We start from the raw sequence: 25,227 nt of genomic DNA, 5'->3' as shown, positions 1-25,227 counted from the left end.
CCTTGCGCTCGGGCGGAAGGTCATGTCCTGCGACAACGGGAGCACCGAGCCTCAGGACGCGGGACTCCCACACACCCACGACGCCACCACGGCCACCCCCGCCACTCACGCGGTGCTCCGCTCGCCGCCCCGCGGGGCTCCACCTCCCTACCGTCGCCGGGGGCCCCGCGCCCGTCAACCGCGGAGGTGCGTTGGTGTGGCGTACGGGCACGCAGGTACGAGACCGACCGGACCGGAGACACTCCGGAGCCCTTCGGCCGCCCGGGTGTGGTCCTGGTCGGTCCGGCTGTTCGCGCGGCCGATGCTCCGACGGGCCACCGGGATGCGAAGGCCGCCTCGCTCCGGTGAGGCGGCCTTCGCGTGCCGCCTTCGCGTGCGGCCTCCGCTCGCTCTCGCCCCGCTCGTGTGAACGCCGCATTCCGCCGAACACCTCACCCGGTGTTGAAGGTGCGCAACCGTTTGCGTGTGGTCGACGCGGAAATCGACCCCTCGGACGCCGTACGGTTACGCAAGAAATTGCGCTACTTGCGCTCGCTTGCAGGACCGTCCAGGCGTCCTGCGGCGGCTCGTACACGGGTGGGCGCCCGGGGAGGGGAGTTCGGGGAATGCCCGCCCCCATGCCTGTCCGAATTGCTGGCGACAGGTCATGTAGGCCACCCCGTGGGCGAGTTGGGGTTACCGCTCCGCTCCACCCTCGGCTTCTCCCGGTCGGTCGACTGTCGTGCACTCGCCTTTAGGGCCGGTCACAGCTCCACACCTCCCGCCTTCATCGCTGAGGTGCCGGTGTGTCCGGTGAAACTTGTGCCGTACGGACCGTAGACGGACTCGCATTGCTCTGCAATATTGCGATGAAACATTGCAAGAACCTGCGTGCACGTCCTCTTTCGGGGTCGTGCACCGCTCCAGGGACGACAGCTTCAGCCGTCCTGCCTGTCGTACCGCGCCATCGCTCTGCCCAGGAACGAGCCGACCTCGCCGCCCCTCCGGCGCGCGAACCTCCGCAGGGAGTGACCCCGCATGACTCGATACAAGCCGAGATCGTGGAGACGACGCGCAGCGACCGCTGTGCTCGCCTCGACGGTCATGGTTCTAGGCCTGCCCGCCGTCGGCGCCACCGCGGCCGGCGGTCCCAACACCGCCGCGGACGCCGCGACCAAGGCGGGCAGTGCCCGTGACGCGCACGCGGCCGTCAACGTCACCGACGGCGACCTCGACACCTACTGGCAGGCCGGAAAGAAGTCCGCCCAGTGGGTGCAGACAGACCTCGGGCGCACCCGGCGCGTCCGCCAGGTCGTGCTGCGGCTGCCCGAGCACTGGCAGACCCGCAAGCAGACGCTGGCGCTGCAGGGCAGCGCCGACGGGAAGAGCTTCGCCACCCTCAAGTCGTCGGCGCGGTACGTCTTCAGCCCCGGCAACGACAACACCGTGAAGGTCTCCTTCCCCGCGACCCTCGCCCGCTACGTACGCGCGGACTTCAGCGACAACTCGGTCGCCTCCACCGCCCAGCTCGCCGAGATGCAGGTCCTCACCGCCGCCGCGTCGACCCCCAACCTCGCCCAGGGCAAGCCCTTCACCGAGAGTGGGCACGCCGACGTCTACGGCGCGGCCAACGCGGGTGACGGCAACCGGGCCACCTACTGGGAGAGCAAGAACAACGCCTTCCCGCAGTGGATCCAGGTCGACCTCGGCTCCTCGGTCAAGGTGAACCAGGTGGCCCTGCGGCTGCCCAGCGGATGGCCGAGCCGCAGCCAGACGCTCAAGATCCAGGGCTCCACCGACAACCAGAACTTCACCGACCTGACGGCCTCGAAGGCCTACACCTTCGACAGCAGCACCGACCAGTCGGCGACCATCAGCCTCGACACCACCACGACGCGGTACGTACGCGTGCTGCTCACCGCCAACACCGCGTGGCCCGCCGGGCAGTTGTCCGAGCTAGAGGTCTACGGACCCGCGACCGGCGACACCCAGGCCCCCACCGCGCCGTCGAACCTGGCCTACACCGAGCCGGCCACCGGCCAGATCAAGCTCAACTGGAGCGCGGCGACAGACGACACGGCCGTCACCGGGTACGACGTCTACGCCAACGGCCAGCTCCGCGCGAGCGTCGCCGGGAACGTCCTGACGTACACGGACACACAGCCGGCCGGCACCGACATCACCTACTTCGTGCGGGCCAAGGACGCCGCGGGCAACGTCTCCGCCAACAGCAACAGCGTCACCCGCAAGGGATCGGGCGGCGACACCCAGGCGCCCACCGCGCCGGGCAACCTCGCCTACACGCAGTCCGGCAGCGACGTGAAGCTCACCTGGCAGGCCTCGAGCGACAACGTCAAGGTCACCGGTTACGACGTCTACGCCAACGACCAGGTCGTCAAGTCCGTGGCGGGTGACGTCCTGACGTACACCGACACCCCGTCCGCTGCGGCCACCGTCACCTACTACGTGAAGGCGAAGGACGCCGCCGGGAACACGTCCACGGCGAGCAACAGCGTCACTCGGACCGGCTCGACCGGCGGCGGGTCCAACCTCGCCCAGGGCAAGCCCATCGACGCCTCCTCGTCCACCTTCACCTTCGTCGCGGCCAACGCCAACGACGGCTCGACGAGCACCTACTGGGAGAGCGGCGGCGGCGCCTACCCGGCCACCCTCACCACCAAGCTGGGTGCCAACGCCGACCTGAGCCAGGTCGTCGTCAAGCTCAGCCCGGACGCCGCGTGGGCGACGCGGACGCAGAACATCCAGGTCCTCGGCCGCGACCAGGACGCGACGGCCTTCACCAGCCTCGCCGCGGCGAAGGACTACACCTTCTCGCCCGCGAGCGGCAACACCGTGACCATCCCGGTCTCCGGCTCCGCCGCCGACATCCAGCTCAAGGTCACCTCCAACAGCGGCGCTCCGGGCGCGCAGGTCGCCGAGTTCCAGGTCATCGGCACCCCCGCCGCCAACCCGGACCTCAAGGTCACCGGCATCACGAACACGCCGGCGGCTCCGGTCGAGTCGGACGCGATCAGCCTCACCGCGACCGTCACCAACAGCGGAACCAAGGCATCCAAGGCAACCGACCTGAACTTCACCCTCGGGGGAACGAAGGTCGCCACGGTGGACGTCCCCGCCCTCGCGGCGGGCGAGACGAAGACGGTCACCGCGAGCATCGGCGCCCGGGACGCGGGCAGTTACTCCGTCGGCGCCGAGGTGGACCCGTCGAACAAGGTCATCGAGCAGAACGACGCGAACAACGTCTTCACCCGCTCCGACGCGCTCGTCGTCAAGCCCGTCTCCAGCTCCGACCTGGTCGCCGCCCCCGTCGCCTGGAGCCCGTCCAGCGCCTCGGCCGGTGACGACGTCAAGTTCACCGTCGCGATCAAGAACCAGGGGAGCATCGCCTCCGCGTCGGGCGCCCACGGCGTCACCCTGACGGTCCAGGACTCCAAGGGCGCCACCGTCAAGACGCTCACCGGCTCCTACGGCGGTGCCATCGCCGCGGGCCAGACGACCGCACCGGTCAGCCTCGGCTCGTGGACGGCCGTCAACGGCAAGTACACCGTGAAGACCGTCATCGCCGACGACGCCAACGAACTGCCCGTCAAGCGGACCAACAACACCACCAACCAAGCCCTGTTCGTCGGCCGCGGGGCCGACATGCCGTACGACATGTACGAGGCGGAGGACGGCACGGTCGGAGGCGGCGCCAAGGTCGTCGGCCCGAACCGGACCGTCGGTGACATCGCCGGTGAGGCGAGCGGCCGCAAGGCGGTGACCCTCAGCGGGACCGGCCAGTACGTCGAGTGGACCACCCGCGCGGCCACCAACACCCTGGTGACGCGCTTCTCGGTCCCGGACGGCACCAACACCACGCTCAACGTCTACGTGGACGGCCAGTTCCTGAAGGCCGTCGACCTCACCTCGCAGTACGCCTGGCTGTACGGCAGTGAGACCGCGCCCGGCAACTCGCCCGGCTCCGGCGCCCCGCGCCACATCTACGACGAGGCGAACCTGCTGCTCGGCAAGACCGTGCCGGCCGGTTCCACGATCCGGCTGCAGAAGGACGCGGCCAACACCTCCACCTACGCCATCGACTTCGTCAACACCGAGCAGGCGACCGCCGCCGCGAACCCGGACCCGGCCGCCTACGCCGTCCCGGCCGGCTTCACGCACCAGGACGTGCAGAACGCGCTCGACAAGGTGCGTATGGACACCACCGGCAAGCTCGTCGGTGTCTACCTGCCCGCCGGTGACTACGAGACCGCCAGCAAGTTCCAGGTCTACGGCAAGGCGGTCAAGGTCGTCGGAGCGGGGCCGTGGTTCACCCGCTTCCACGCCCCCTCCTCCCAGGAGAACACCGACATCGGCTTCCGGGCCGAGGCGACCGCCAAGGGATCGACGTTCGCCGGCTTCACCTATTTCGGCAACTACACGTCCCGGATCGACGGCCCGGGCAAGGTGTTCGACTTCTCCAACGTCTCCGACATCACCATCGACAACGTCTGGGTCGAACACATGGTGTGCCTCTACTGGGGCGCCAACACCGACAACATGACCATCAAGAACTCCCGCATCCGTGACACGTTCGCCGACGGCATCAACATGACGAACGGCTCCACGGACAACCACGTCGTCAACAACGACGCCCGGGCCACGGGCGACGACAGCTTCGCGCTCTTCTCGGCGATCGACTCCGGTGGCGCGGACGAGAAGAACAACCTCTACGAGAACCTCACCTCGACCCTCACCTGGCGAGCGGCCGGCATCGCCGTCTACGGCGGATACAACAACACCTTCCGCAACATCCGTGTGGCGGACACCCTGGTGTACTCCGGCATCACGATCTCCTCGCTGGACTTCGGCTACCCGATGAACGGCTTCGGGACCGATCCCACGACGATCGAGAACGTCTCCCTGGAGAGAACGGGCGGCCACTTCTGGGGCTCGCAGGTCTTCCCCGCCATCTGGGCGTTCTCCGCCTCGAAGGTGTTCCAGGGCATCCGGGTCAACGACGTCGACATCGACGACTCCACCTACGGAGGCGTCATGTTCCAGACCAACTACGTCGGCGGCCAGCCGCAGTTCCCGGTCAAGGACACCATCTTCACCGACATCTCCATCACCAACTCCAAGAAGAGCGGAGACGCGTTCGACGCCAAGTCCGGCTTCGGTATCTGGGCCAACGAGCTTCCCGAGCCCGGCCAGGGCCCCGCAGTGGGCGAAGCCACCTTCCGCAATCTGCGGATGAGCGGTAACGCTCAGGACATCCGCAACACCACGAGCACGTTCAAGGTCAACGTCGAGTAGATCCGCACGGCACCGGACAGCACGGGGTTCGCCCTTAGAGGGGGCGGCCCCGTGCTGCCGTGTTCCCGACCGGGCCTCGCCTCGGATGCCGCGTACGTCGGCGGGGCGCCTGCCGGGAGAGGTCAGCCGCTGACGTCGATGTGCTTGGCGAGCGCGGTGACGCTCAGGTTGCCGTTGTCGACCCATTCGGGGAAGGCGAGGGTCTTGTGCCGGGTGGCGGCGGGCGGCGTGATCTCGAGGTAGGCCGCGTGGACCGCCTGGGACGTGCCGGTGTTGGCGTGCGTCCAGGAGACGACGGCCTCGGCACTCTCGCCGTCCTTCAGCGTGAGGGTCTTGGTTCCCGGGTTGCCGGCGTACCAGGTGTCGCCCCAGTGGGTGTGGGACGAGAGCGACTTGTGCGCCGAGTTCTCCAGTCCCAGCCCCGGGAACCCGCGCAGCGCACATGTGGTGCCACTGAGGTTGCGAAGCTTCACGACGACGCCCTGGTGGTTCATGCCACCGGCCAGCTTCTCGCCGAAGGTCGCCTTGAGCGCGGAGGCGGCGCAGGTCGGCGTGGACTTCGCCGAACGGGCGCCGTCGGCGCCGGCCGCCTGCGCGACTCCCGCTCCGGTGAGCCCGAGGGCGGCGGCCGCGGCCACCGCGAGAGCGGTACGGCGCAGCCGGCGGTCCGGGCGGCTGTCACCCGTGGAACCGGAGACGGCGGTCTGGTCGGCGGTGCTGTGGCGATCGCTCATGACAATGCTCTCCACTCGTGTTCATCGACGCGGGCCGTGCCCCGCACCCGCGCCGTCGTTTGGTGCCGTACACGAGGTCCGATGAGCGACTGAACGGAAAAGTTCGCGGGAGAGCGAGAAAAGTTCAGAACCGCCCGAGTGGCGCCGGCTCAGGTCACCGCGGCGGGTCCGCCTGAGCGAGGTCGACGTCGCCGAAGAGCTCCAGCATCCGGCCCAGTACATGGAGGCACGCGTCCACATCGGCGCCGGTGAGGTCGCCTCCGGTCTCGCGCAGCAGCGCGTGCTCGCGGGCGGTCACTTCGGTGATCGCGGTGTGGCCGCCCTCGGTCAGCCGGATCAGCGAGGAGCGTTGGTGCGCGGGATTCGGGATGGTCTCGACGAGGTGACGTGCGGTGGCTTCGTTGACCATCCGCTGGACGAACTGGCGGCTGAGCGACTGGGCCCGGCCCATCTGGGGGACGGTCATGGGCCCGTGCTCACGGAGGAGATCCAGCACGGCGCGGATACCGGCGGACAGATCCGGCGCGGCGTCCTGCTCGATCTTGCGCTGGACGCGCCGGTAGAGCGGCCCGACCAGGGCGAAGACCTCCATGAGCCGTTCGGGGAGTTCATCGGGGGCGAGGGGGCGGGAAGCGTCGGTCACGCTCCCATCATGACACTCAGGTTGTCATGATGCCGTCGATATGACACCTTGGTTGTCATGAATGCCATGGCGAACCCCTCCCGGGCGACACCGCCCACGCCCGAGTTCGACACCTTCGCGTCCGAGGACGGTCTGCTCGCCTACCGCGACGAAGGGCCCCGTTCCGGGCGGCCGCTGGTCCTGCTGCACGCGGGGTTCGCGGACCACACCGAGTTCGACAACCTGGTTCCCCGTCTCGTCGAGCACGGTCACCGGGTCGTCGCCCCCGACGCGCGTGGCCACGGCTGGTCCGCGAACGCGAGCCGGCCGTTCCGTCAGACCGACGACCTCGCCGCCCTGCTGGGTCATCTCGACCTGGCGGCTCCGGCCGTGCTCATCGGTGTCTCGATGGGTGCGCTCATCGCCATCGACACCGCTCTCGAACACCCCGCTCTCGTGGGGGCGTTGGTGGTGAGCGGCCGAGGTCTGGGTGAGCCCGACGTCAGTGACCCCTGGTCGGCGGCCCGGCAGGAAGCCCAGGCGAAAGCACTGGCCGACGGCGACGTTTCCGGCTGGCTGGACGGGCTGACCCGTTGGGTGGCGGGTCCCTCCCGCACCCTTGAGGATCTCGACCCCGAACTGGTGCGACATCTGCGGGAGATGGCGACGCGCACGCTGGTCAAGCACACCCCCGACGAGCCGGACCGCACCATCGCGGTGACCGACGTACCCTCGCGCGCCAAGGGCATCTCCGTACCTGTCCTCGCTGTCAACGGCACCCTGGACGCGCCCGCCTGCCTGGACACCGTCACCGCCCTGATGGAAACCGTCCCGCGCGGGCGGACCGTCGACATCGAGGGAGCCGGGCATCACGCGTCGCTCGAGAGGCCGGAACAGTTCGCCGAGGTTCTCGTTGACTTCCTGTGCGAGGTGTACGGAGGGGCGGGCCGCCCTTGAGGCGGAACAATGCCGGGCTGCGTGCCTCTCCAGCATTCCTGGGGTCGGCGTACCCGTAGTTGGCTCCGCGCGGGGCGGCTGATACCGTTGATCTTGAGCTGAACGGCGGAAGCCCGCAGGCTCAACGCGTCGGTGGTCCAAGGAAAGACGCCCCACTTCCTGTGGGGAGATGCAGGTGCAAGGCCTGCCCGGCGCTCCGTGAAGACCCTGCCCCCCGGATTGTGGGGGCAGGGTCTTTTGCTGTCCGCGGTGATCCGGGCCGCCTCGTTACGGTGGCTGTTACCCACTTTCGGGTGACGGCGAGATACCTGCTGGGGTGGCGGCCCGTGGCGAATGAGGGCCCGTGACCAGCGTTGGCAACGGATTGTCGGACGCGCGGGCGTCAACATCGTGCCTACACGACCTAGATGGACGCTGCAATCAAGCGTCACTGAAATGTAGTTGAACGGAAACGCGATCCACGTCTCGTTCACATCGCGGCGATGTGGTGGGCAAGGTGTGAATGTGCGGCCGACCGGCCGCCACCCGCACGCCGCACAACCGGCCAGTATTCCTGCCGGCTGTGCACGCACGATGCAGGGGGAACCTGTGACCGTATCCGTGACTGCCCGCCGTCTGACCGCTGCCGCGCTGACCACCGCGGCCATGACCGCGGCGATCGCGGTGCCGGCGTCCGCCGCCGACCACCGCCCGCACCGGCAGAGTGTCGAGATCAGCAGTGTGCAGTACGACTCCCCGGGTCGTGAGGACCGCTCCAACCGCTCCCTGAACCAGGAGTGGGTGGAGATCACCAACAACACCCGACACGCCGTCAACCTGGATGACTGGACCCTCTCCGCCAGGGACGGCCGCACCTACACCTTCCACCACTACCGCCTCGACGGCCGCTCAACGGTCCGCGTCCACACCGGAGTCGGCCAGGACTCCCGCCGCGACGTGTTCCAGGACCGGCGGAACTACGTGTGGGACAACTACGCCGACACCGCAACCCTGCGCAACGACCACCGCCGCTTCGTCGACGACGCCTCGTGGGGGCGCCACCACCACCAGTCGCGCCGCTAACCGGATCTGATCCGTCGCCGGAGGCCGTGGAATCCCCACGGCCGCGGTCGGCGGGGACATGGCACGCAGTACGTGACGGGCGGTGGAGTGGTCCGGGGTCGGCAATGACCTCGGGGCGCTCCACCGCCTGCTGCGTGACGCGACCTGAACCGGCCCTTTCCACTGACCGAGCCACGGCTGCGGGGGAACGACGAGAACCCACCCGAGGACGACGACGATTTGCTTGGCCGGGTCTGCGACCACGGTTCGCTCGTGCTCGGAACCGACGGGTGGGCGCTGAACTGGCATCTTGTCGTCACCGGACCGCATCGCGGGCGCATGTGGCAGATCGGCGACGTCGGCGCCACGCCCTCCGGCACGCCGTTCGGCTTCACGAGCGCGCGACCCGGCTTCGCGGGCCGGCTCGGACGCTGGGCGGCGAACAAGCCCTGGCATGACGTCACGAGATCTCAACCGTCGGCACAGCGGGCGGCGTCGTGGCGAGGGGCCGCGTGTCTACGAGGCGGCCTCGGGGGCACTTGAGGGGGGTAGTTCGTCGACGGGAGGCGCGCATGCCGGAGCGTTCACATAGCCGAACCGCGCCCGCGTGGGCGCGGCCTGGTGCCCGGTGGGGGCCGTGGGTGTACTGGCCGCTGCTCTGCGTCAGTGTCGGACTCCTGGTGTGGCGGATCGCCGACGGTGCCGGCGGCGCGAGCATCGTGTGGGGCTCGTTCCAGGTGCTGCTGTGGGTCTGGCTGTTGGTCAGCAACCACTCGGCTCGGCGCAAGTCCCGAGAGGCGTGAGTTCCCCGAGCCCCCGATCTCCCGGATGCGGGGAAGGCGCGGGGGACGGCGGAAGCCGATGTCAGAGGCGGGTGCGAGACTGGCCGCCATGATGGATCACGACGCCAAAGCCGATCTGCTCCGCTACTTGCAGGAGGCCCGGGACTCCCTGGTGTGGAAGGTGGGCGGGCTGGGGGAGTACGACATCCGGCGTCCCCTCACACCGACGGGGACGAACCTGCTGGGGCTGGTCAAACACCTCAGCGGCGTGGAGTTGGGGTACTTCGGGGACACCTTCGGGCGGCCGTTCTTCGGCAAGGAGCCGCCGGCCTGGTGGTACACGGAGGACGCCGAGCTCAACGCCGACATGTGGGCCACCCCGCAGGAGTCGCGCGAGCAGATCGTCGACCTGTACCGGAAAGCGTGGGAGCACGCGAACGCCACGATCGACTCGCTGACGCTCGACGCGGTCGGCCGGATCCCCTGGTGGCCCGAGGAACGGCGCGAGGTGACGTTGCATCACGTCATCGTGCGGGTCCTGGCCGAGACCCAACGGCACGCAGGGCACGCCGACATCGTGCGCGAACTCGTGGACGGGGCCGTCGGTGACAAGAAGGGCGGCGGCAACATTCCGGAAGGCGACCGAGCGGAGTGGGAGCGGTACCGGGACCGACTGGAGCAGGCGGCGCGGGAGGCGGACGGCGTGTGAGATCCAGGGCCGGTCCGAAACTGTGCCGGCACCCGCCCGCGTTCACCGATGAGCGGCCAGCACGGCTGCGAGGCCCTCTTGCAGGTCTTCGACGAAATACTCGGGAACCTCCAACGACGGGAAGTGGCCCCCGATCTCGGGCTCCCTCCATCGGACGATCTGTCGGTACCGCTGCTGTGCCCAGGTGCGCGGACACTTCTCGATGTCGCGGGGATACATGGTGATTGCCGACGGGACGTCGACCCGAAGGTCGGGATCGAGAGACTTGTGACTTTCGTAGTAGATGCGGGCCGCCGACGCGCCGGTCCGGGTCAGCCAGTACAGGGTGACGTCATCAAGAACGCTGTCTATGGAAATCGTCTCGAACGGGCTGTCTTCGGTGTCTGACCACTCGGCGAACTTGTCGAGGATCCAGGCAAGAAGCCCGACCGGTGAGTCGACGAGCGAGTAGCCGATGGTCTGCGGTCGGGTCGCCTGCTGCTTCGCGTACGCCGCGTGGTGGCCCCAGAATTCGCGGGTATTCTCGGTCCACTCGCGCTCGACCGCCGTCAGCCCGTCCGTGGTCCACCCGGGTGGTGCCTCCGCGAACGTCGTGTGGATGCCGAGGACGTGTTCCGGGAACCGGCCGCCGAGGACCGTGGTGATCACACCTCCCCAGTCACCGCCGTGGGCCACGAACTTGGTGTAGCCGAGCCGTCCCATCAGCTCCACCCAAGCGGCCGCGATCTTTTCGATTCCCCACCCGGTGGTGGCCGGCTTGTCGCTGTGACCAAAGCCCGGCAGTGACGGGACCACGACGTGGAAGGCCGGCGCGTCCGCGTCCTTCGGATCTGCCAGCTCGTCCACCACATCGATGAACTCGGCGATGCTGCCTGGCCAGCCGTGCGTCAAGACCAGCGGAGTGGCGTCTGCGCGCGCGGATCGGCGGTGCAGAAAGTGGATTCCCAGACCGTCGATGGTTGTGCGGAACTGGCCGATCCGGTCGAGGCGCGCTTCGAACGACCGCCAGTCGTACCCGGTGCGCCAGTAGTTCACGACATCGACGAGGTCGGCGAGAGGAACGCCCTGCTCCCATCGGCGAGGGTCGGGCGCCGCGTGATGGACCGTCTCGGCTTCCGGCAGTCGCGCGGCGGCCAGTCGCGCGCGCAGATCGTCGAGGTCGGCGTCGGTTGCGTGCACTTCACATGCTTGCACGTCGCTGGTTGGACGGGGCATGAGACCTCCTGGCCATCGTGGACCGGGCGCGAGCTGGTGTGAACCGTCTAAGACGGTTCTAACAGTTCTCCGAGCCGCGCCGCAACCCGCTAAGGTGGTTCCATGCGTGTTGCGTTCCCTGAATTCCGCCTCGGTAGTGTGCTGGCGACCAGCTTCACGGGGACTCTGTCGGAGCGTCACGGCGACGCTGTGGAGCGCATTCCCGCGCCGCACCGACTCGTCGACTGGCTGGCGGTGAGCGGCCTCGCCGTGGACTCCTGCACCACTGCCCAGCTCGACCTCGCTCGGGAGCTGAGGGAGTCGATTCATGCCGCCGCGACAGCGGCCGCGATCCAGGACGCTCTCCCCGCGTCCGCTGTCCAGGTCATCAATGACCGCAGTGCTCAGGGGCGGGCCGCAGCGATTCTGACACCCGAGGGCAAGCGGCAATGGCGGCTCAGCTCGGGTTCCTGCGTGGAAGATGCCCTCAGCGTGATCGCCGCCGACGCGATCAGCATCATCGCGGGCGAACGAGACGGAAGATTGGCCTTGTGCGCATCACCGACCTGCCAAGCCGCCTTCTTCGACACCAGCCAAAGTCGCACCCGTAAATGGTGCGACATGAACACGTGCGGAAATCGTCAGAAGAAGGCGCGCTTCAACGCCAATCAGCGCAGAAAGCCCGGATCGGCGGAGTGATCGTTTCCCTCGGTACATCCCCGGCGCGGCGGAAGGCGAGGGACGCTCTCCGAAGGTGGCAGGCGCCCCGATCCGTCCGGTCCAACGCCGCGTAAGGCGTGGCTTCGCCGTGACCGCGCTGCTTCAGCACGCCCTATGAACTCCGGGTGAAGCCCAGCACAACCCCAGCCCCCTCTCGGCTGTCACACGAGTGCCCCCTTGTCTGCGAACCGAGTTGGAGCCCCCGTGCGCATACGGACGTACGCCGTCGCAGTGTCGGTCGCTGCTGCGGCCACCGCTGGTCTGGCCCTTGCCCCGCCCGCGACCGCGGCTGTCCCGAAGGTGTTCGTCAGTGACTTCGACGGCGACGGTTTCGCGGACCTCGTCGTAGGAGTACCGGACGGTGCCGTCGACGGAGAGGCCAAGGCCGGATACGTCGACGTCGTCTGGGGCGGACCGAAGGGGCTCGGGTCGAGCGGCAACACCCGGGTCACCCAGGCGAGACCCGGTATCCCCGGCACACCCGAGAAGGGTGACCGGTTCGGTGCGGCGGTCTCCGCGGCCGACGTGAACGGTGACGGCAGGGCGGACGTGGTCATCGGCGTTCCCGGCGAGGACGTCAACGGAGCCGGCGCCGACGCGGGCACTGTCGCCGTCCTGTACGGCGTCCGAGGCGGCCTGGGCACCGGCGCCACCATCCTGAACGGCCCGGCGTCCTCCGCTGCGTACGGAAAGTCCCTGGTGGCGGCCGACTTCACCGGCGACGGCAGCACGGATGTCGCCATCGGCGCGACGGACACGGTCGTGCTGAAGCAGGGCGGCGGTCCCGCGACCACCGTGTTCACCGGCGCGATGGGTGGACGCGCGCCCGTCCTGGCGACCGGCGACCTGGACGGCAGCGACGACGGAACGGCCGACCTGGCCGTCGGCTACTGGTCCACGGCCCCCTTCACCCAGTCCCACGTACGCCTGTGGAGCTGGTCCCCCGAGGAGAAGTCGCTCGCGAACTTCTGGAACACCGACAACGCCGGCGTCTCGGCGCTGGCCGCGGGCGACTTCGACGGGGACGGCCACGACGACCTCGCCCTCGGCGAGTGCCGGGAGATCGCCGACGAGAACATCGACGACCCCTGCGGCCCCGAAGAACTCGCCAAGGGCGGCGGCATCCACATCCACTACGGCGCCGGCATCCCCTGGAACTTCGGCTACCGCCAGCAGACCCTCAACCAGGACACCGTCGGCGTGAGGGGCGTCGCGGAGGCCGACGACCACTTCGGCGCGGCCCTCGCCGCGGGCGACGTCAACGGCGACGGCCGCGACGACCTGATCGCGGGTGCCCCCGGCGAGGCCATCGGCAGCCGCGCGCGGGCGGGCGCCGCGACACTGCTCCTGGGCGGCCCGACCGGCCTCGTCGACGCGCACGGCGAGGCCCGCTCGGTGGCCGACCAGCAGGACACCCCGGGCGTTCCCGGCGCGGCGGAAGCAGGCGACGCGTTCGGCGCCGCGGTCGCGACGGGCGACTACGACCACGACGGCACGACGGACGTCGCGGTCGGCTCACCCGGCGAGAACACCGGATCGGGCGGAGTCTGGGTGCTACCGGCGGCGTCTGCCGACGGCTCGTACGTGTTCACCCCCGGCAGGCTCGGCCTGCCCTCCCCGTCGAGCGCGCTGAAGTACGGCGGAACGCTGACCAGCGACTGAGGCACGGGGTCTCACGCCCTGCCCAGGAAGATAAGACACCGCTCCGGGACGCGTGCCGGGCCCGATGCCACGGGCCCGGCACATGTCTCCGGCGGATGTGGTGCAGCCGTAGCGGCTCTTGCTGCGGCCCGGGGTGGTCAGCCGACCGAGCCGAGGTCGGCGCCCGTCCAGTGCGTCGGACGCATACGGACCACCACGTGGTCGTCGAGTTGTGACTCGGCCCATGCCGTGTACCGGTCCAGTGCCTCACCGGAGAGGTAGCGCGCGGCGAGTTCACGGTGCACGCCCGCGGCGGGTTCGGTGACCTCCGCGAGGGGCCCCTCGACGGAGACGTACCGCGGCGTGGGTTCGACACGCTGCACGAGCAGACTGAAGGAGCCGGCCGCCTTGATCAGCTTCATCTTGCGGGAGTCCGCGCCGGTGAGGATCCAGGGCATGCCGCCGGGCTCGTAGTCGTACCAGATCGGTACCAGCAACGGTCCACGGTCCTCCCCGGCGGCGACGCCGAGCGTGGCGACGTGCGGCTGGGCCAGGAAGGCTTCGCGTTCTTCACGTGAGAGTGCCATGCATTCGACTGTAAGGCGGGGCTCTGACCATGTCTCCGTGAACGGCCGGACGCCCGAGGCCGCCGTCGGGGCGAGGGCGCACCCTCGGACCGGACGCGGTCCTCGCTCCGGGCCGACGGGCTACGGGCCGGGCAGGGGCAGGCGAATGATGCGCGCGATCGTCGCGGCGCCGCCCAGGCGAAGGAGCAGGCCGGATTCGTCGTGCCGCGCGGTGGCGGTGATGGTGGAGGGGCTGCCCAGGGCGTCGCCCATGTCGACGGCGATGTCGGTGTCGCCCCGACGGGCCAGATGAGCGGCGAGGCAGGCGGTGCTGTTGGCGTTGGCGATGTCTTCCGCGACACCGATCGACGGGGCGAACATGCGTGCCGCGACGCGGCCGGTGGGGGTAGGCACCGTATAGGCGTAGCAGCCGAGAAGGCCGAGCCGGTCGCAGGCGGTGCGCAGCCGATCGAAGTCCGGGCTGAGGGCGGCGAGAGCGGACCGCGTGGCAACGGGAACCAGCAGGCGCGACCGCCCCACCGAGGCGACGCACGTGCCGGGAGCCAGAGTGCCCGAGGTGACACCGAGTGCGGGCAGGACAAGGTCGCACTCGATCGCCGTGGGCTCGCGCAGGTCGACGGCACCGGGGTCGAAGGTGGCCTCGACCTGCGTCGTCCCGCGTACGGACCAGCCGGAGAAGACACGCCCTCCCGCGTGGACGGTTGCCCGGCACTCCCCGTCGTCGGCGCGCCCGGTCAGGAAGGCAAGAGCGGCAACCGTCCCGTGTCCGCACGCGGGCAGCTCGCCCTCGGCGGTGAAGAAGCGAAGGGACACCACGGAACCACGGGGCCGGCTGTCGTGCACCGAGACGAAGACGGCGTGCGACGTTCCCGCCAGGGCCGGCACTCGGCGCCGCTCGTCGTCACTCAGCGGCGCCTCGGTCAGCACCGCGGTGGGGCTTCCGCCTCGGCCGTCGCGCAGACAGGCGCTCACGATCGTCACCGGCAGACCGCGCCCGTCCATCAGCGGCTGTCCTCGCCCCGGCCGTCGGTGTCCGCCCTACGGCGGATTGTCCGCGCCCGGAGCCCGAGGACCAGCGCGGCAGCAACGAGAAACGCGCCGAGCCCCAGGGCCACCATGAGGTGGGAGCCGTCGTCGCCATCCCGCTCGGCGGCGGCCGCGAGCGGTTGCGGGTTCGGTTCGGACGGCTCGACCAGCGGGCCCCCCGTGGAACGCACGGCGATGGGTGCCGTGTTGTCCGCCTTCCTGGGGTCGTTCGCGGGACGCTCCGTGTCCTGCACCGCTTCGAGGAGCCCCTCGGCCCCGCGTACGCGCCGGTCGATGCGGAACTCGAGCGTCGTCTGCCAGGTGTCGCCGGGCTCCAAGGGGTTCGGAGGGGTGCATGTGTAGACGCGCTTGTCGGAAGAGGCGCATTCCCACTGCCACTCCGACTCGTTGTCGGGGTCCGGCGGCGGCGTGGGCTCGACCGCGCTCAGGCCTTCCGGGACAGTGATGCGCAGCACCGTGCCCGAGATTCGGCCCGGTCCGGCGTTGTCGAGACGGAACGTGGCCTTGGAGGTGCTTCCCGTCGTACCGACCACGGCGTCGGCGGTCACCCGCAGGTCGGCGGTCTGTGAGGTGTGGAGCCGGACCTCGCCGAGGGTGTACTTGTCGACGAACGTGCCGACCTCGGCGTCGATGGGGCGCACCTTCAACTCGGGTCCCGGGCCCTGCCGTAGAGCGGGGTCCGTACCGGTGGCGCCGGGATCCTCCTCCGCGTTTCCCGTCATGCCCTGGAGGTACGGGACGTAGCTGAAGCTGCCGTTCACCATCGAGTCCGGTACGTCGACGGTGATGGGCTCGGTGAACTCGTACGCCTGCCCGGGTGCGAGCTGTTCGTCGAACCAGCAGTCCGCGAAGAGCCCGGGCCCTTCGGTCGCGTACCGGCAATTGCTGTACTGCGCCGGGAAGGTGACGTGCGGGGCGGCGAACTTCACGCCGAATCCCCGCGCCGGGAACCTGCCCGCGTTGCGGATCCGTGGCGTGAAGCCGAAGCTCTCGCCCGCCGTGTCGCCCGTGCGAGGTTTCTCCACGCGCGCGCGAAGATCGGGGCCCTCGATTCGCACGTCCGTCTCGAAGACGGCGTCGTCGGTGCCGGGGGCACTGAAGGTGTAGCGGATCGTGCCGTGCCTGCCGCGGCTGACACCCGCGACGGCTTCGATGTAGATCCCGTCCGGGTAGTTCTCCTTGCCGCGGGTGAGGGTGCCGAGAGTGCACCGGACGACCATGCTCGTACCGAAGGCGTGGTCTCCGCAGTCACGGCGGGTACGAAGACGGGCGATGCCCTCCAAGTCCGACGCGTCGACTGTCAAGGTCACGTCGGCCTGTGCCGCCCGGCCCGCCCCCGGCTGCGGGGAGAGCCAGAGGCGGATGCCTCCGCTGGGACTGACACCTCGTTTGGACAGGTACGCGGTGTCGGGCGCCCTCAACTCGACGGCGGAGGTGGCGGCTTGAGCCCCCACCGTCGGCAGGAGAAGTGCCGCGAGCAGGAGAACGATCAGAGCCGCGCCGCGGCGACGTATGCGATACAACACCCGCAGATCTTCGCAGGGGCACGGTGAGTGCGCGAGATGTTTCACCAGCTCACGAGGTTCCCCTCACCGAAGGCGCCCCGTGAACAGCGGGAGTTCAGCTGCCCGGTCTCCCCGTCCTCCCGGTCCCGCCCGTCCGGCGCCGCACGCTCAGTCGACCAGAACGCCCGGATTGAGGATGTGGTGCGGGTCCAACGCCTCTTTGGCGGCGCGGAGCACCTTCGCGAAGGGTTCCGGGCGCTGGAGGTCGTAGGAAGCGCGGTGGTCGCGGCCGACGGCGTGATGGTGGGTGATGGTCGCGCGGTGGCGGTGCAGTACATCGCCGGCGACCGCCTTGATGTCGTCCCAGACCTCGATCTCCTCGCCGGGCCGACCGGCCACGGCCACGGAGAAGTAGGGGGCCGCACCATCCGGATAGACGTGGGTCAGACGGCAGTTGATGGTGGCGGGATGTCCGGTCGCCTTGACGGCGGCGGCGCCGACCTCGGTGCGGACGGCGTCGATCAGCCCGGGAATCCTGTCCCAGGTGGCTGCGGTCTCGAAGGTCTCGACGACGGCGCCCATCCGGGCCAGTCCGTCGCGGAGGTAGGGCATGCGCAGGAACGCCGACCGCCAGTGGCCCACGGCCGAATCGGCCGTCGTGGCGCGGTCCGTGGTCGCTGTGCCGCCCCGGCCTCCGTGGGCGTGGGCCATGGCGAGAGCGGCGCCGAGGCGGTCGTCGACGGGGGCGGTCGCGGACTCGAAACCGAGGACGAGGACGGCCGAGCCGTCGTGTGAGGCGCCGGACAGAAGCGCCTCACCGGAGTCGAGCAGACGGCAGTTGGCCGGGGCGAGGTCGGACTGGGCGATGGCGCGTACCGCGTCCAGGGCCTCGTGGAACTCGGCGAAGGCCACAGAGGTGGAGGCCTTGTGCCGCGGGCGCTCCTGCAGCCTCATCCATGCCTCGGTGATGACACCGAGCGCACCCTCCGAGCCGAGGAACAGGCGGTCGGGCGACGGTCCTGCGCCGGACGCGGGCAGCCGCCACGAGGTGCTGACGCCCGCGGGCGTGACGACGTTCATCGACTGTACGAAGTCGTCGATGTGGGTGCGGCCGGTGGCGTAGTGGCCGCCCGCCCTGGTGGCGAGCCAGCCGCCGAGTGTGGAGAACTCGAAGCTCTGCGGGAAGTGCCGCAGAGTGAGCCCGTGCGGTCGCAACTGGCCTTCCAGTACGGGCCCGAGCGCGCCGGCCTGGATCCGCGCCGAGCGGCCGGCGGTGTCGATCTCCAGGACCCGGTCCATCGAGGTCAGGTCGAGCGAGAGCACGGCGCGATGCGTGTCGCCGCGGTACTCCACGCCGCCGACCACCGAGGAGCCGCCGCCGAAGGGGACGACGGCCACGCCCTGCTCGCCGGCCCAGTCCAGCAGGTCGGCGACCTCCTGGTCGTCGGTCGGCCGGGCGACCAGGTCGGGGATCCTCCCGGGACGGCCGCGAAGGGCCCGGATCACGTCGCGGTAGGCCTTGCCCATCGCGTGCGCGGCGCGTACGTCCGGATCGGCGCCGACCAGGTGTGCGAGCGAGGCCGGCGGCGTCACGGCGGGGCGCCCGATGGCCAGGTCGGCGACTTGCGGTATCGGGAGGGGATGGGGCCGGGTGCCGGGGAGCAAGGCGCCCATGGCCACGCATTCGGCGTCGCCGGGGTGGGCGTCGGCGTAGCCCCAGCCCCACCAGGAGCGCGAGCGGGACGGACCGGGGTCGGACGGAGTGGCAGACATACGTGTGCTCCCAGCGAGGTCCAGAGAATTGACCCAACGGAAAATTACCCTAGGGTAATATCGAGACCATGACAACGCTCCCTTCTAGGGCCGGCACCAAGGGCGTGCCGAGGGCCACGCGTGAACGCCAGGTCCTGGCCGTGGCCACCGAGGAGTTCGGCCTCCGTGGGTACGAGGCCACCACCGTGGCGGCGGTCGCCGCCCGCGTGGGGGTAACCAAGCCGCTGCTGCACCACTACTTCGGGAGCAAGGAGGACCTCTATCTCGCGTGCCTGAACCCGGTCGGCGACGGTCTGCTGGACGCCATCCGCGATGCGATGGCCGATCACGCCACAGATGCGGCGCCCACTCCCTTGCGCGTCATGGGCGCTCTGTTCGCCGCTCTCGACGGGCGGCGCGAGGCGTGGTTCGTGCTGTACGACGGCACGCTGCCGCCCGGCAGTGCCGCCGCCCGGCGCGCGGCGTACTACCGAGGAGCCATCGACGACCTCGCCGCGGTCGGCACGGCCGGGCTCCTCCAGGAGGCCGGGGCCGGCGACCCGCTCGACGCCGACGCGCTCAAGTACGCCTGGCGCGGCCTGTGTACGGCGTTGGTCCGCTGGTGGGCCAACCATCCGGAGCAGTCGCCCGAAGCGATGACGCGACGCTGCGCTCGGCTCTTCGCGGCGAGCCGCACCATCCTCGCCGTGGACGACGAGAACGCGTAGACCTGACGCATTCCTTCTCGCTGCCGTGTCCGGTCCCGGGACTCAACAGGGTGGTGAACGGGGGGCGTTGGATGGCGGGATCTGCAACTGGCGCGCCGGGCAACGCCGTCGGGTGCCGTGGGCGTCCGGTGCGCGGCCGACGAGCGCCGCGGGGCCCGTACCGCACGCGAACCGGCCACGAGCGGTTGCCCGCCCGGGGCCGGCTCGGTCGTGCGGCAGCCGGGATCCGGGTCAGCCCGCGGTGACGGCGTCGAGCTCGGCGAGGGCCGAGGCGTCGAGCTCGACGGCGCCCGCGGCGACGTTGGCTTCGAGGTGGGAGGCGTCGGCCGTGCCGGCGATGAGGAGGGTGTTGGGGGTGTGGTGGAGGAGCCAGGCCAGCCCGACCTGGGCGGGGGTGGCGTCGAGAGACGCGGCGATGTCCTTGACCACGGGGTGCTCGGACACCTTGGGGAGGTCGGGGAACGCGCTGCCGAGAGGGAAGTAGGGAACCCAGGCGATGTCCTGGGCGGCGCAGGTCCGCAGCAGCTCCTCGTCCTCGCGGGCCAGCAGGCTGTACGCGTTCTGCACGCAGGCGATCCGAGCCGGCAGGGCCCGGTTCAGATCGTCGAGGCCGACGGTGCTCAGACCGATGGCGCCGATCTTGCCCTCGTCCCGCAGTTCGGTCATCACGGCGAGCTGGTCGTCGAGGTCGACGACCTGGTCGGGTGTGACCGTGAGGCCGAAGCCGCTGGTGGTCGGGCGGCGCAGGTTGACGAGGGGGATCGTGTCGAGGCCGAGGCTCTTGAGGTTGGCCTCGACGTCGGCGCGCAGCTCGTCGGGGTGCTGGGCGTACCGCAGGGGGATCGGGCCGTCCGAGTGGGGCGTGGCTCCCACCTTGCTGACCACGGTGACGCCGTCCTCGGGGCGGATCGCCTCGCGGATCAGGTCGTTGGCGTAGCCGTCGCCGTAGAACTGCGCGGTGTCGATGTGGTCGACGCCGAGCTCGACCACGCGGCGCAGGATCGCGAGAGCGCCCGCGCGGTCGTCGCGCAGCCGCGGGAGCTGCATCGCTCCGAAGCCGACGCGGGAGACGACGCGGTCGCCGAGCCGGCCCGGGCCGCCGGCCCGCGGAGCGCCGGTGGCCGTGGTGAGGGACGAGGGGATCGGGGCGGGAGAGGTCATGGGATGTCCGTCCTCGGAGAGGCGTGAGAGCATGGTCTAAGTGGAGGAATCCTCCGCCATGTCGACCGTAACACATACGGAGGGATCCTCCACTTTGTCTGCGCATGCTTCTCCCGCCGACGGAAATCCCGGCACGCCGGAACCGAGGGCGCCGCGTGCACCCCGTGCCGACGCGCGCCGCAACCGCGACAAGATCATCGAGGCCGCCCGCGCCGCGTTCACCTCTGCGACGGAACCGGTGGCCCTGGAGACCGTCGCCAAGCAGGCGGGTGTGGGCATCGCCACGCTCTACCGCAACTTCCCCACCCGCGACGCGCTGGTGGAGGCCGTCTACGCCAACGAACTCGACCAGGTCGCCGCCCGTGCGGCCCAGCTTCTGGAGGAGCTGCCCCCGCCGGCCGCGCTGCGGGCATGGATGGACCGCTACATCGCCTTCGCCGCGACCAAGCACGCCATGTACCGGGACCCGCGCACCGGTCCCACCGCGGGGAGGATGCCGGTGATCCCCACTCGCGAACGCATCGTCGAGGCGGTGGAGACGCTGCTGCTGGCCGGCGTGCGGGACGGCTCACTCCGCGCCGACGTCACGCCCGACGACCTCACCACGCTGCTGCTCGGCGTCTCGCTGGCCGCCGTCTCGGGCATCCAGCCCGAACAGACCGCACGCCACCTCGACCTCGTCGCCGACGGACTGCGAGCGGCGCGCCGTCCTTGAGTGTCGGTCGACTCCGTTTCCGGTCGAGGTCGGCGGCGCTCGATGCCTGTGGCTCCTTCGCCCCACCGGTGACCCGACCGGCCGAGGCAAGCAGGTCCGGTCTCCCGACAAGCCCTAGTCGCCCACGAGTGGCAGCGGCGAGAACGTGTGGTCCTGCCAGATCCGGCGGGAGGGCTCCTCCGGGTAGGCGCTGACGGTCGACTCCGTGTCGAAGCATTGGACGAGGCGCTGATCCGCGTCGTACGCCGGCCAGCCGGGATCGCCGTGGGTGGCGAACGAGGTCCACGCGGTGCGCATGAGTGCGGACAGGGCCTCGGCCTCGGGGGAGGGCGCTTCGCCCATCAGCAAGGCGGTCCGTCCCCGGTCCAGGTTGCCGAAGACGAGGGGCACGTCCAGGCCGTGGCAGGCACCGAGGGCGCCTCCCATGCCAGGAGCGGGCCAGGTCAACTCGTAGACGTGCGCCTGCCCGTCGGCGGTCGTCCTCGCCTCGGCGAGGTGGAGCGACGGCATGCGGAACAGCCAGTCGGAATGGACCAGTTCGTAGAGTTCGTCGGGGCGGGCCGTCGGGAAGGCCTCGCGATAGCGGTGCGCGCCGTCGGCTCCGGGGGCGAGGATGTCGAGGGCGGTCGCCGCCTGTTCCTCGCCCACCTCGCCGAGGAGACCGCTGATGGCGGTGAACAGGCGCTGCTCGTCACGGGTGTGGCCGACGAGGAGTTCGATGTCGCGTCCGGCACCGTCGGCGAGTGCCTGCCACGGTGTGGCGGTCAGGACCTCGCCGTCGATGACGGGTGAGAACGTGATCGACCGGTACGCCGCCCGGCCCCAGCGCCGGGCCCACCTGTCCATCGTGGCGCCGACCGTGTCGGCGGCGACGGACAGTCGGCGTGGGTCGACGGCGGACAGGTCGGCGGTCGTGGGCCGCAGTCCCAGCTCCGCCGCGCAGGCGGCGCTGATGTCGGCCGCGAGTTCCGGCGTGAAGAGGGTGCCCGTCGCGCTCTGCACGACCGCCCGGCGGAAGAGCCCGGCCGCGCGGTCCATCGCCAGCAGCGCGGCGACGGATCCCGCGCCCGCGGACTGACCGAACACCGTGACCTGGTCCGGGTCGCCGCCGAAGGCCCGGATGTTGTCGCGTACCCATGCGAGAGCGGCGACCTGGTCGAGCAGTCCCCGGTTGGGAGGAGCCCCCTCGATCTGCGCGAAACCCTCGACCCCCACCCGGTAGTTGAACGTCACCACGACGACACCGTCGCCCGCGAGCCGGCCACCGTCGTACTCGGGGAGGCCGGACGTGCCGATCACATAGCCGCCGCCGTGGATCCACACCATCACCGGGAGTCCCACGCCCGGCGCGGGATGGGGCGACCAGACGTTGACCGTCAGCCAGTCGTCACCCGGCGCGTCCCGCGAGGACGCGTCCATGCCGAAGTGCCCGCCCTGCGGGGGCGGCGGACCGTACGCCAGTGCCTCGCGCACGCCGCTCCAGTCCCGTACGGGTCGTGGGGCGGCGAAGCGCAGGCTGCCGACGGGAGGCTCGGCGAACGGGAGGCCACGAAAGACCGCCGCACCGGATTCCCAGACGCCACGCAGCCTTCCCGCCACGGCGCGGACCTCGGGCCGGGACCCGGACGCCTCCGGTTCGGCAACGGTCATCACGACCACCTGTCAAGCAAGGGTGAGGGCTCGCAGCCGCCCCGGACCCTCGGGATCCTCCACCGCGGCGGGATGCCGCGCCAGCGATTTACGGTTGCCCGCACGGCCCGAGCCGCCGTCCGCCGTCCTGACCGCACCGTGCTCGGACCTTCGGTGGCACACGTGCACGCGAGGACGGGAGGAGCGGGACGAGCGGAAGCAGCGGAAGGGCCGCGGGGTCCGTCCCGTGTCAGCGCCGCCAGAACAGGTGGTGCACAACCCCGCTCGGACTGGGCACGACGTCGAGGTGGAACCGGTCGAGAAGGTCGTCGGGCGAATCCCAGAGGCGAAGCCCGGATCCGAGCTTCACCGGCGAGACCGCCACGTGCAGGGTGTCGACGAGGCCGGCGTCGAGGAACTGCCGGACTGTGGTGACCCCGCCGCCGAGCCGGACGTCCCTGCCCTGGGCCGCTTCCCGTGCCCGTTCGAGAACGGTGACCGGGTCGCCGTCGACAAAGTGGAATGTCGTGTCGGAGAGCGTGATCGAAGGACGCTCGTGGTGGGTCATGACGAACACCGGTGTGTGGAACGGGGGTTCGTCACCCCACCAGCCTTGCCAGTCGTGGTCCTGCCAGGGCCCGCGCTGGGGGCCGAACTTGTTGCGGCCCATGATCTCGGCACCGATGTTGTGCGCGAAATCCCGTGTGAAGTAGTCGTCGAGGCCGCGGCTGCCGCCGGGGTCGGAGCGCATGGGCCAGCTCGCCGTGGCGCCGGCCCAGGCGAACAGCCTCTCGGGATGGGGGAGGCCGAACGGGCTCTCCAGAGTCTGGTGCTCACCGGCACCGATTCCGTCACTCGAGACGTTGAAGTTCATGACTTTCAGCAGCTGATCCACGTGCTCTCCTCGTCAGGTCCGGACGCATCCTCAGGGGCGGTGTTGCCCCACATCAGGACGTCGAACGGAACATGCTCCGATCGACACGGGCCCCGTGCTTTCTTTCCACAGTGGCCGCAGGGCAGCTCACGTGCGGGATTCGGGCGGCACTCGGCCGCAGCGCCAGCGGCACCGCGCCTACGCCGTCTCAGCGCTAGCAGCGTTCGTCGGGGCCGAGAGAAGCGCTCTGCGCGGTGCGGGCGACCCGCATGAGCAGGGCGCGCAGGGAGGCGGCGTCCGACTCGTCGAGGTCTGCCGGCAGGCGTCCCTCGGCCGTTGCCAGGCCACGCCGGGCGAGGGCCAGCTCGTCGCGCCCCTTGTCGGTGATCACGACCTGGCGTGCTCGTCGGTCGCGCGGATCGGGCCGGCGCTCGATGAGTTCCTGGGCTTCCAGATCGTCCAGGAGATACGTCATCACGGTGCGGTCCAGGCTGACCTGCTGGGCCGGGGCCAGCTCCGTAGGGGGCTCCCCCGCGGCCAGGGCGACGAGGACCAAGTACCCGAGCGGCCCTCCCGGGAGGGTGGCCACCGACTCGGTGGCCACTCGGCGAAAGGCCGACGAGACCATGCGGATGGCCCAGCGGGGACACGGGTCGGTCGTGACGGTCAGCTCCAGCGCGGCACCTATGCCGGCGCCTGTCGGAGGCGCCTACGCGGCGTCCAAGGCGGGCGTCGAGATCCTCACCCGCTACTGAGCGACCGAATTCGGCCCACACGGCGTGCGCGTCAACGCCGTCTCGCCGGGACCCGTCCGGACGGAGGGCACCGAGGCCATGCTCGGCGACCAGATGGGAGTGCTGGATCGGGTCGACGCGCGAGGCCGGGCCGGTGAGCCGCGTGAGATCGCCGAGATCGTGAGGTTCCCGGTGAGCCCCGCCAGCGGCTACATCAATGGCGCCACCCTCTTCGCCGACGGCGGCGAGATCAGCGCTCTGCCCAGCTGAAGCGTTCCGGCCCACGAGCGGCCGGTGCTTCGGAAATCACCGCGACCGGGACACACCTCGACCTCGTGACCGCCCGAGGGCCACTCGCCTCCGACCGGCGGCAAGTGGTCCTCGTGTGTGCGGGCCCGGTGTGCCCGTACGGCGGTGTCAGGCGGGCACCACTTGCTCGGCCTGCGGCCCCTTGGGGCCCTGATTGACGTCGTACTTGACCTTGGCGCCCTCGGCCAGCTCCTTGAAGCCGGTCGCCTGGATCGCGGAGAAGTGCACGAACACGTCGGGACCGCCGTCATCCTGCTGGATGAAGCCGAAGCCCTTCTCCGAGTTGAACCACTTCACGACACCTGTTGCCATCTGTGCATCCTCTTTGACTACGTGCAGACGGCCGTGCCTTGCACACGGCCTGATCGATCTTGCCCCGTGGAGGCGGAAAACTAACTCACTGCATCGAGTGAACGACACGTCGTGACGTGACTGCGGGTTCGGCTCGCGCGGCTCGGTGGAGGGAGGTGACAGCCGTGGCGGTGTCAGCGGGC

The 25,227-nt window shown here is 70.1% G+C and carries 23 protein-coding genes; 11 read left to right on the top strand and 12 right to left on the bottom strand.

All coding sequences use genetic code 11. The features are described from left to right. Positions 1-1,017: 1,017 nt before the first annotated feature. A complete protein-coding gene (locus tag ACIRQH_RS01880; RefSeq protein WP_404223663.1) occupies positions 1,018-5,292 on the top strand; it encodes a discoidin domain-containing protein in 4,275 nt (1,424 codons plus the stop codon). Between the two features lie 122 nt (positions 5,293-5,414). On the opposite strand, the gene ACIRQH_RS01875 is transcribed toward ACIRQH_RS01880, so the two are convergent. Together ACIRQH_RS01875 and ACIRQH_RS01870 are read right to left on the bottom strand one after the other, a co-directional pair. Beyond that, positions 5,415-6,026, bottom strand: coding sequence for a DUF4232 domain-containing protein (locus ACIRQH_RS01875; protein WP_404223661.1), 612 nt, complete (start codon positions 6,024-6,026; stop codon positions 5,415-5,417). Positions 6,027-6,180: 154 nt separating this feature from the next. Continuing rightward, entirely contained in the window at positions 6,181-6,618 is a 438-nt protein-coding gene (locus ACIRQH_RS01870; RefSeq protein ID WP_388865811.1) for a MarR family winged helix-turn-helix transcriptional regulator, read from the bottom strand. 117 nt (positions 6,619-6,735) lie between these two features. Here ACIRQH_RS01870 and ACIRQH_RS01865 point away from each other — a divergent pair, with 117 nt between their 5' ends. From ACIRQH_RS01865 to ACIRQH_RS01850, 4 genes are all read left to right on the top strand, one after another. Continuing rightward, positions 6,736-7,605: an alpha/beta fold hydrolase gene (locus ACIRQH_RS01865; RefSeq protein ID WP_404223658.1), complete on the top strand. Its 870-nt coding sequence runs from the start codon at positions 6,736-6,738 to the stop codon at positions 7,603-7,605. Between the two features lie 645 nt (positions 7,606-8,250). Next, entirely contained in the window at positions 8,251-8,667 is a 417-nt protein-coding gene (locus ACIRQH_RS01860) for a lamin tail domain-containing protein (protein ID WP_358819685.1), read from the top strand. A 620-nt stretch (positions 8,668-9,287) separates the two neighbouring features. Continuing rightward, positions 9,288-9,449, top strand: a complete 162-nt coding sequence (locus ACIRQH_RS01855) for a hypothetical protein (protein WP_388931977.1) — start codon at positions 9,288-9,290, stop codon at positions 9,447-9,449. Positions 9,450-9,537: 88 nt separating this feature from the next. Then, on the top strand, positions 9,538-10,137 hold the full coding sequence (locus tag ACIRQH_RS01850) for a DinB family protein (protein WP_358819622.1): 600 nt from the start codon (positions 9,538-9,540) through the stop codon (positions 10,135-10,137). A 42-nt stretch (positions 10,138-10,179) separates the two neighbouring features. On the opposite strand, the gene ACIRQH_RS01845 is transcribed toward ACIRQH_RS01850, so the two are convergent. Next, positions 10,180-11,352: an epoxide hydrolase family protein gene (locus tag ACIRQH_RS01845; protein WP_404223655.1), complete on the bottom strand. Its 1,173-nt coding sequence runs from the start codon at positions 11,350-11,352 to the stop codon at positions 10,180-10,182. A 102-nt stretch (positions 11,353-11,454) separates the two neighbouring features. Here ACIRQH_RS01845 and ACIRQH_RS01840 point away from each other — a divergent pair, with 102 nt between their 5' ends. Together ACIRQH_RS01840 and ACIRQH_RS01835 are read left to right on the top strand one after the other, a co-directional pair. Then, positions 11,455-12,030, top strand: a complete 576-nt coding sequence (locus ACIRQH_RS01840) for a CGNR zinc finger domain-containing protein (protein ID WP_388865611.1) — start codon at positions 11,455-11,457, stop codon at positions 12,028-12,030. Between the two features lie 225 nt (positions 12,031-12,255). Further along, positions 12,256-13,713: an FG-GAP repeat protein gene (locus ACIRQH_RS01835; protein ID WP_404223652.1), complete on the top strand. Its 1,458-nt coding sequence runs from the start codon at positions 12,256-12,258 to the stop codon at positions 13,711-13,713. 137 nt (positions 13,714-13,850) lie between these two features. Here the strand turns inward: ACIRQH_RS01835 and ACIRQH_RS01830 are convergent, their stop codons facing one another. The 4 genes from ACIRQH_RS01830 to ACIRQH_RS01815 form a co-directional block, all read right to left on the bottom strand. Next, positions 13,851-14,279 (bottom strand): pyridoxamine 5'-phosphate oxidase family protein, encoded by a 429-nt coding sequence (locus tag ACIRQH_RS01830; RefSeq protein WP_358819626.1) that lies wholly within the window; start codon positions 14,277-14,279, stop codon positions 13,851-13,853. A gap of 120 nt (positions 14,280-14,399) precedes the next feature. Then, positions 14,400-15,281, bottom strand: coding sequence for a PhzF family phenazine biosynthesis protein (locus tag ACIRQH_RS01825; RefSeq protein ID WP_404223650.1), 882 nt, complete (start codon positions 15,279-15,281; stop codon positions 14,400-14,402). After that, positions 15,281-16,852: a hypothetical protein gene (locus tag ACIRQH_RS01820; protein ID WP_388931965.1), complete on the bottom strand. Its 1,572-nt coding sequence runs from the start codon at positions 16,850-16,852 to the stop codon at positions 15,281-15,283. The genes ACIRQH_RS01825 and ACIRQH_RS01820 overlap by 1 nt, the downstream gene beginning before the upstream one ends. Before the next feature lie 147 nt (positions 16,853-16,999). Next, a complete protein-coding gene (locus ACIRQH_RS01815; protein ID WP_404223648.1) occupies positions 17,000-18,604 on the bottom strand; it encodes an FAD-binding oxidoreductase in 1,605 nt (534 codons plus the stop codon). A 68-nt stretch (positions 18,605-18,672) separates the two neighbouring features. Here ACIRQH_RS01815 and ACIRQH_RS01810 point away from each other — a divergent pair, with 68 nt between their 5' ends. Next, on the top strand, positions 18,673-19,311 hold the full coding sequence (locus ACIRQH_RS01810; protein ID WP_358819630.1) for a TetR/AcrR family transcriptional regulator: 639 nt from the start codon (positions 18,673-18,675) through the stop codon (positions 19,309-19,311). A gap of 231 nt (positions 19,312-19,542) precedes the next feature. Here ACIRQH_RS01810 and ACIRQH_RS01805 read toward each other — a convergent pair whose 3' ends face one another. After that, the gene (locus tag ACIRQH_RS01805; RefSeq protein ID WP_388865623.1) at positions 19,543-20,472 is read right to left on the bottom strand and encodes an aldo/keto reductase; all 930 of its coding nucleotides are present in this window, start codon (positions 20,470-20,472) and stop codon (positions 19,543-19,545) included. Positions 20,473-20,566: 94 nt separating this feature from the next. Between ACIRQH_RS01805 and ACIRQH_RS01800 the strand changes: the two genes are divergently transcribed. Beyond that, the gene (locus tag ACIRQH_RS01800; RefSeq protein WP_358819632.1) at positions 20,567-21,187 is read left to right on the top strand and encodes a TetR/AcrR family transcriptional regulator; all 621 of its coding nucleotides are present in this window, start codon (positions 20,567-20,569) and stop codon (positions 21,185-21,187) included. A 114-nt stretch (positions 21,188-21,301) separates the two neighbouring features. Here the strand turns inward: ACIRQH_RS01800 and ACIRQH_RS01795 are convergent, their stop codons facing one another. From ACIRQH_RS01795 to ACIRQH_RS01785, 3 genes are all read right to left on the bottom strand, one after another. Next, positions 21,302-22,837 carry a carboxylesterase/lipase family protein gene (locus tag ACIRQH_RS01795; RefSeq protein ID WP_404223645.1) on the bottom strand — a complete coding sequence of 512 codons (1,536 nt, stop codon included), beginning with the start codon at positions 22,835-22,837 and terminating at the stop codon, positions 21,302-21,304. Positions 22,838-23,066: 229 nt separating this feature from the next. Further along, a complete protein-coding gene (locus tag ACIRQH_RS01790; protein ID WP_388865627.1) occupies positions 23,067-23,711 on the bottom strand; it encodes a dihydrofolate reductase family protein in 645 nt (214 codons plus the stop codon). A 193-nt stretch (positions 23,712-23,904) separates the two neighbouring features. Then, positions 23,905-24,294: a MarR family transcriptional regulator gene (locus ACIRQH_RS01785; RefSeq protein ID WP_388865629.1), complete on the bottom strand. Its 390-nt coding sequence runs from the start codon at positions 24,292-24,294 to the stop codon at positions 23,905-23,907. On the opposite strand from ACIRQH_RS01785, the gene ACIRQH_RS01780 reads away from it, so the two are divergent. Both ACIRQH_RS01780 and ACIRQH_RS01775 read left to right on the top strand, forming a co-directional pair. Next, positions 24,287-24,445 (top strand): SDR family NAD(P)-dependent oxidoreductase, encoded by a 159-nt coding sequence (locus tag ACIRQH_RS01780; RefSeq protein ID WP_388865631.1) that lies wholly within the window; start codon positions 24,287-24,289, stop codon positions 24,443-24,445. The genes ACIRQH_RS01785 and ACIRQH_RS01780 overlap by 8 nt on opposite strands. A gap of 24 nt (positions 24,446-24,469) precedes the next feature. Continuing rightward, complete coding sequence (locus tag ACIRQH_RS01775; RefSeq protein ID WP_388865633.1) at positions 24,470-24,694, top strand: SDR family oxidoreductase; 225 nt, start codon at positions 24,470-24,472, stop codon at positions 24,692-24,694. A 147-nt stretch (positions 24,695-24,841) separates the two neighbouring features. Here the strand turns inward: ACIRQH_RS01775 and ACIRQH_RS01770 are convergent, their stop codons facing one another. Beyond that, positions 24,842-25,045 carry a cold-shock protein gene (locus ACIRQH_RS01770; RefSeq protein ID WP_358819637.1) on the bottom strand — a complete coding sequence of 68 codons (204 nt, stop codon included), beginning with the start codon at positions 25,043-25,045 and terminating at the stop codon, positions 24,842-24,844. Positions 25,046-25,227: the final 182 nt, after the last annotated feature.

This window comes from Streptomyces sp. NPDC102279 (genome assembly GCF_044766365.1).
Lineage (GTDB): Bacteria > Actinomycetota > Actinomycetes > Streptomycetales > Streptomycetaceae > Streptomyces.
This window is presented reverse-complemented; position numbering and strand designations above follow the sequence as displayed.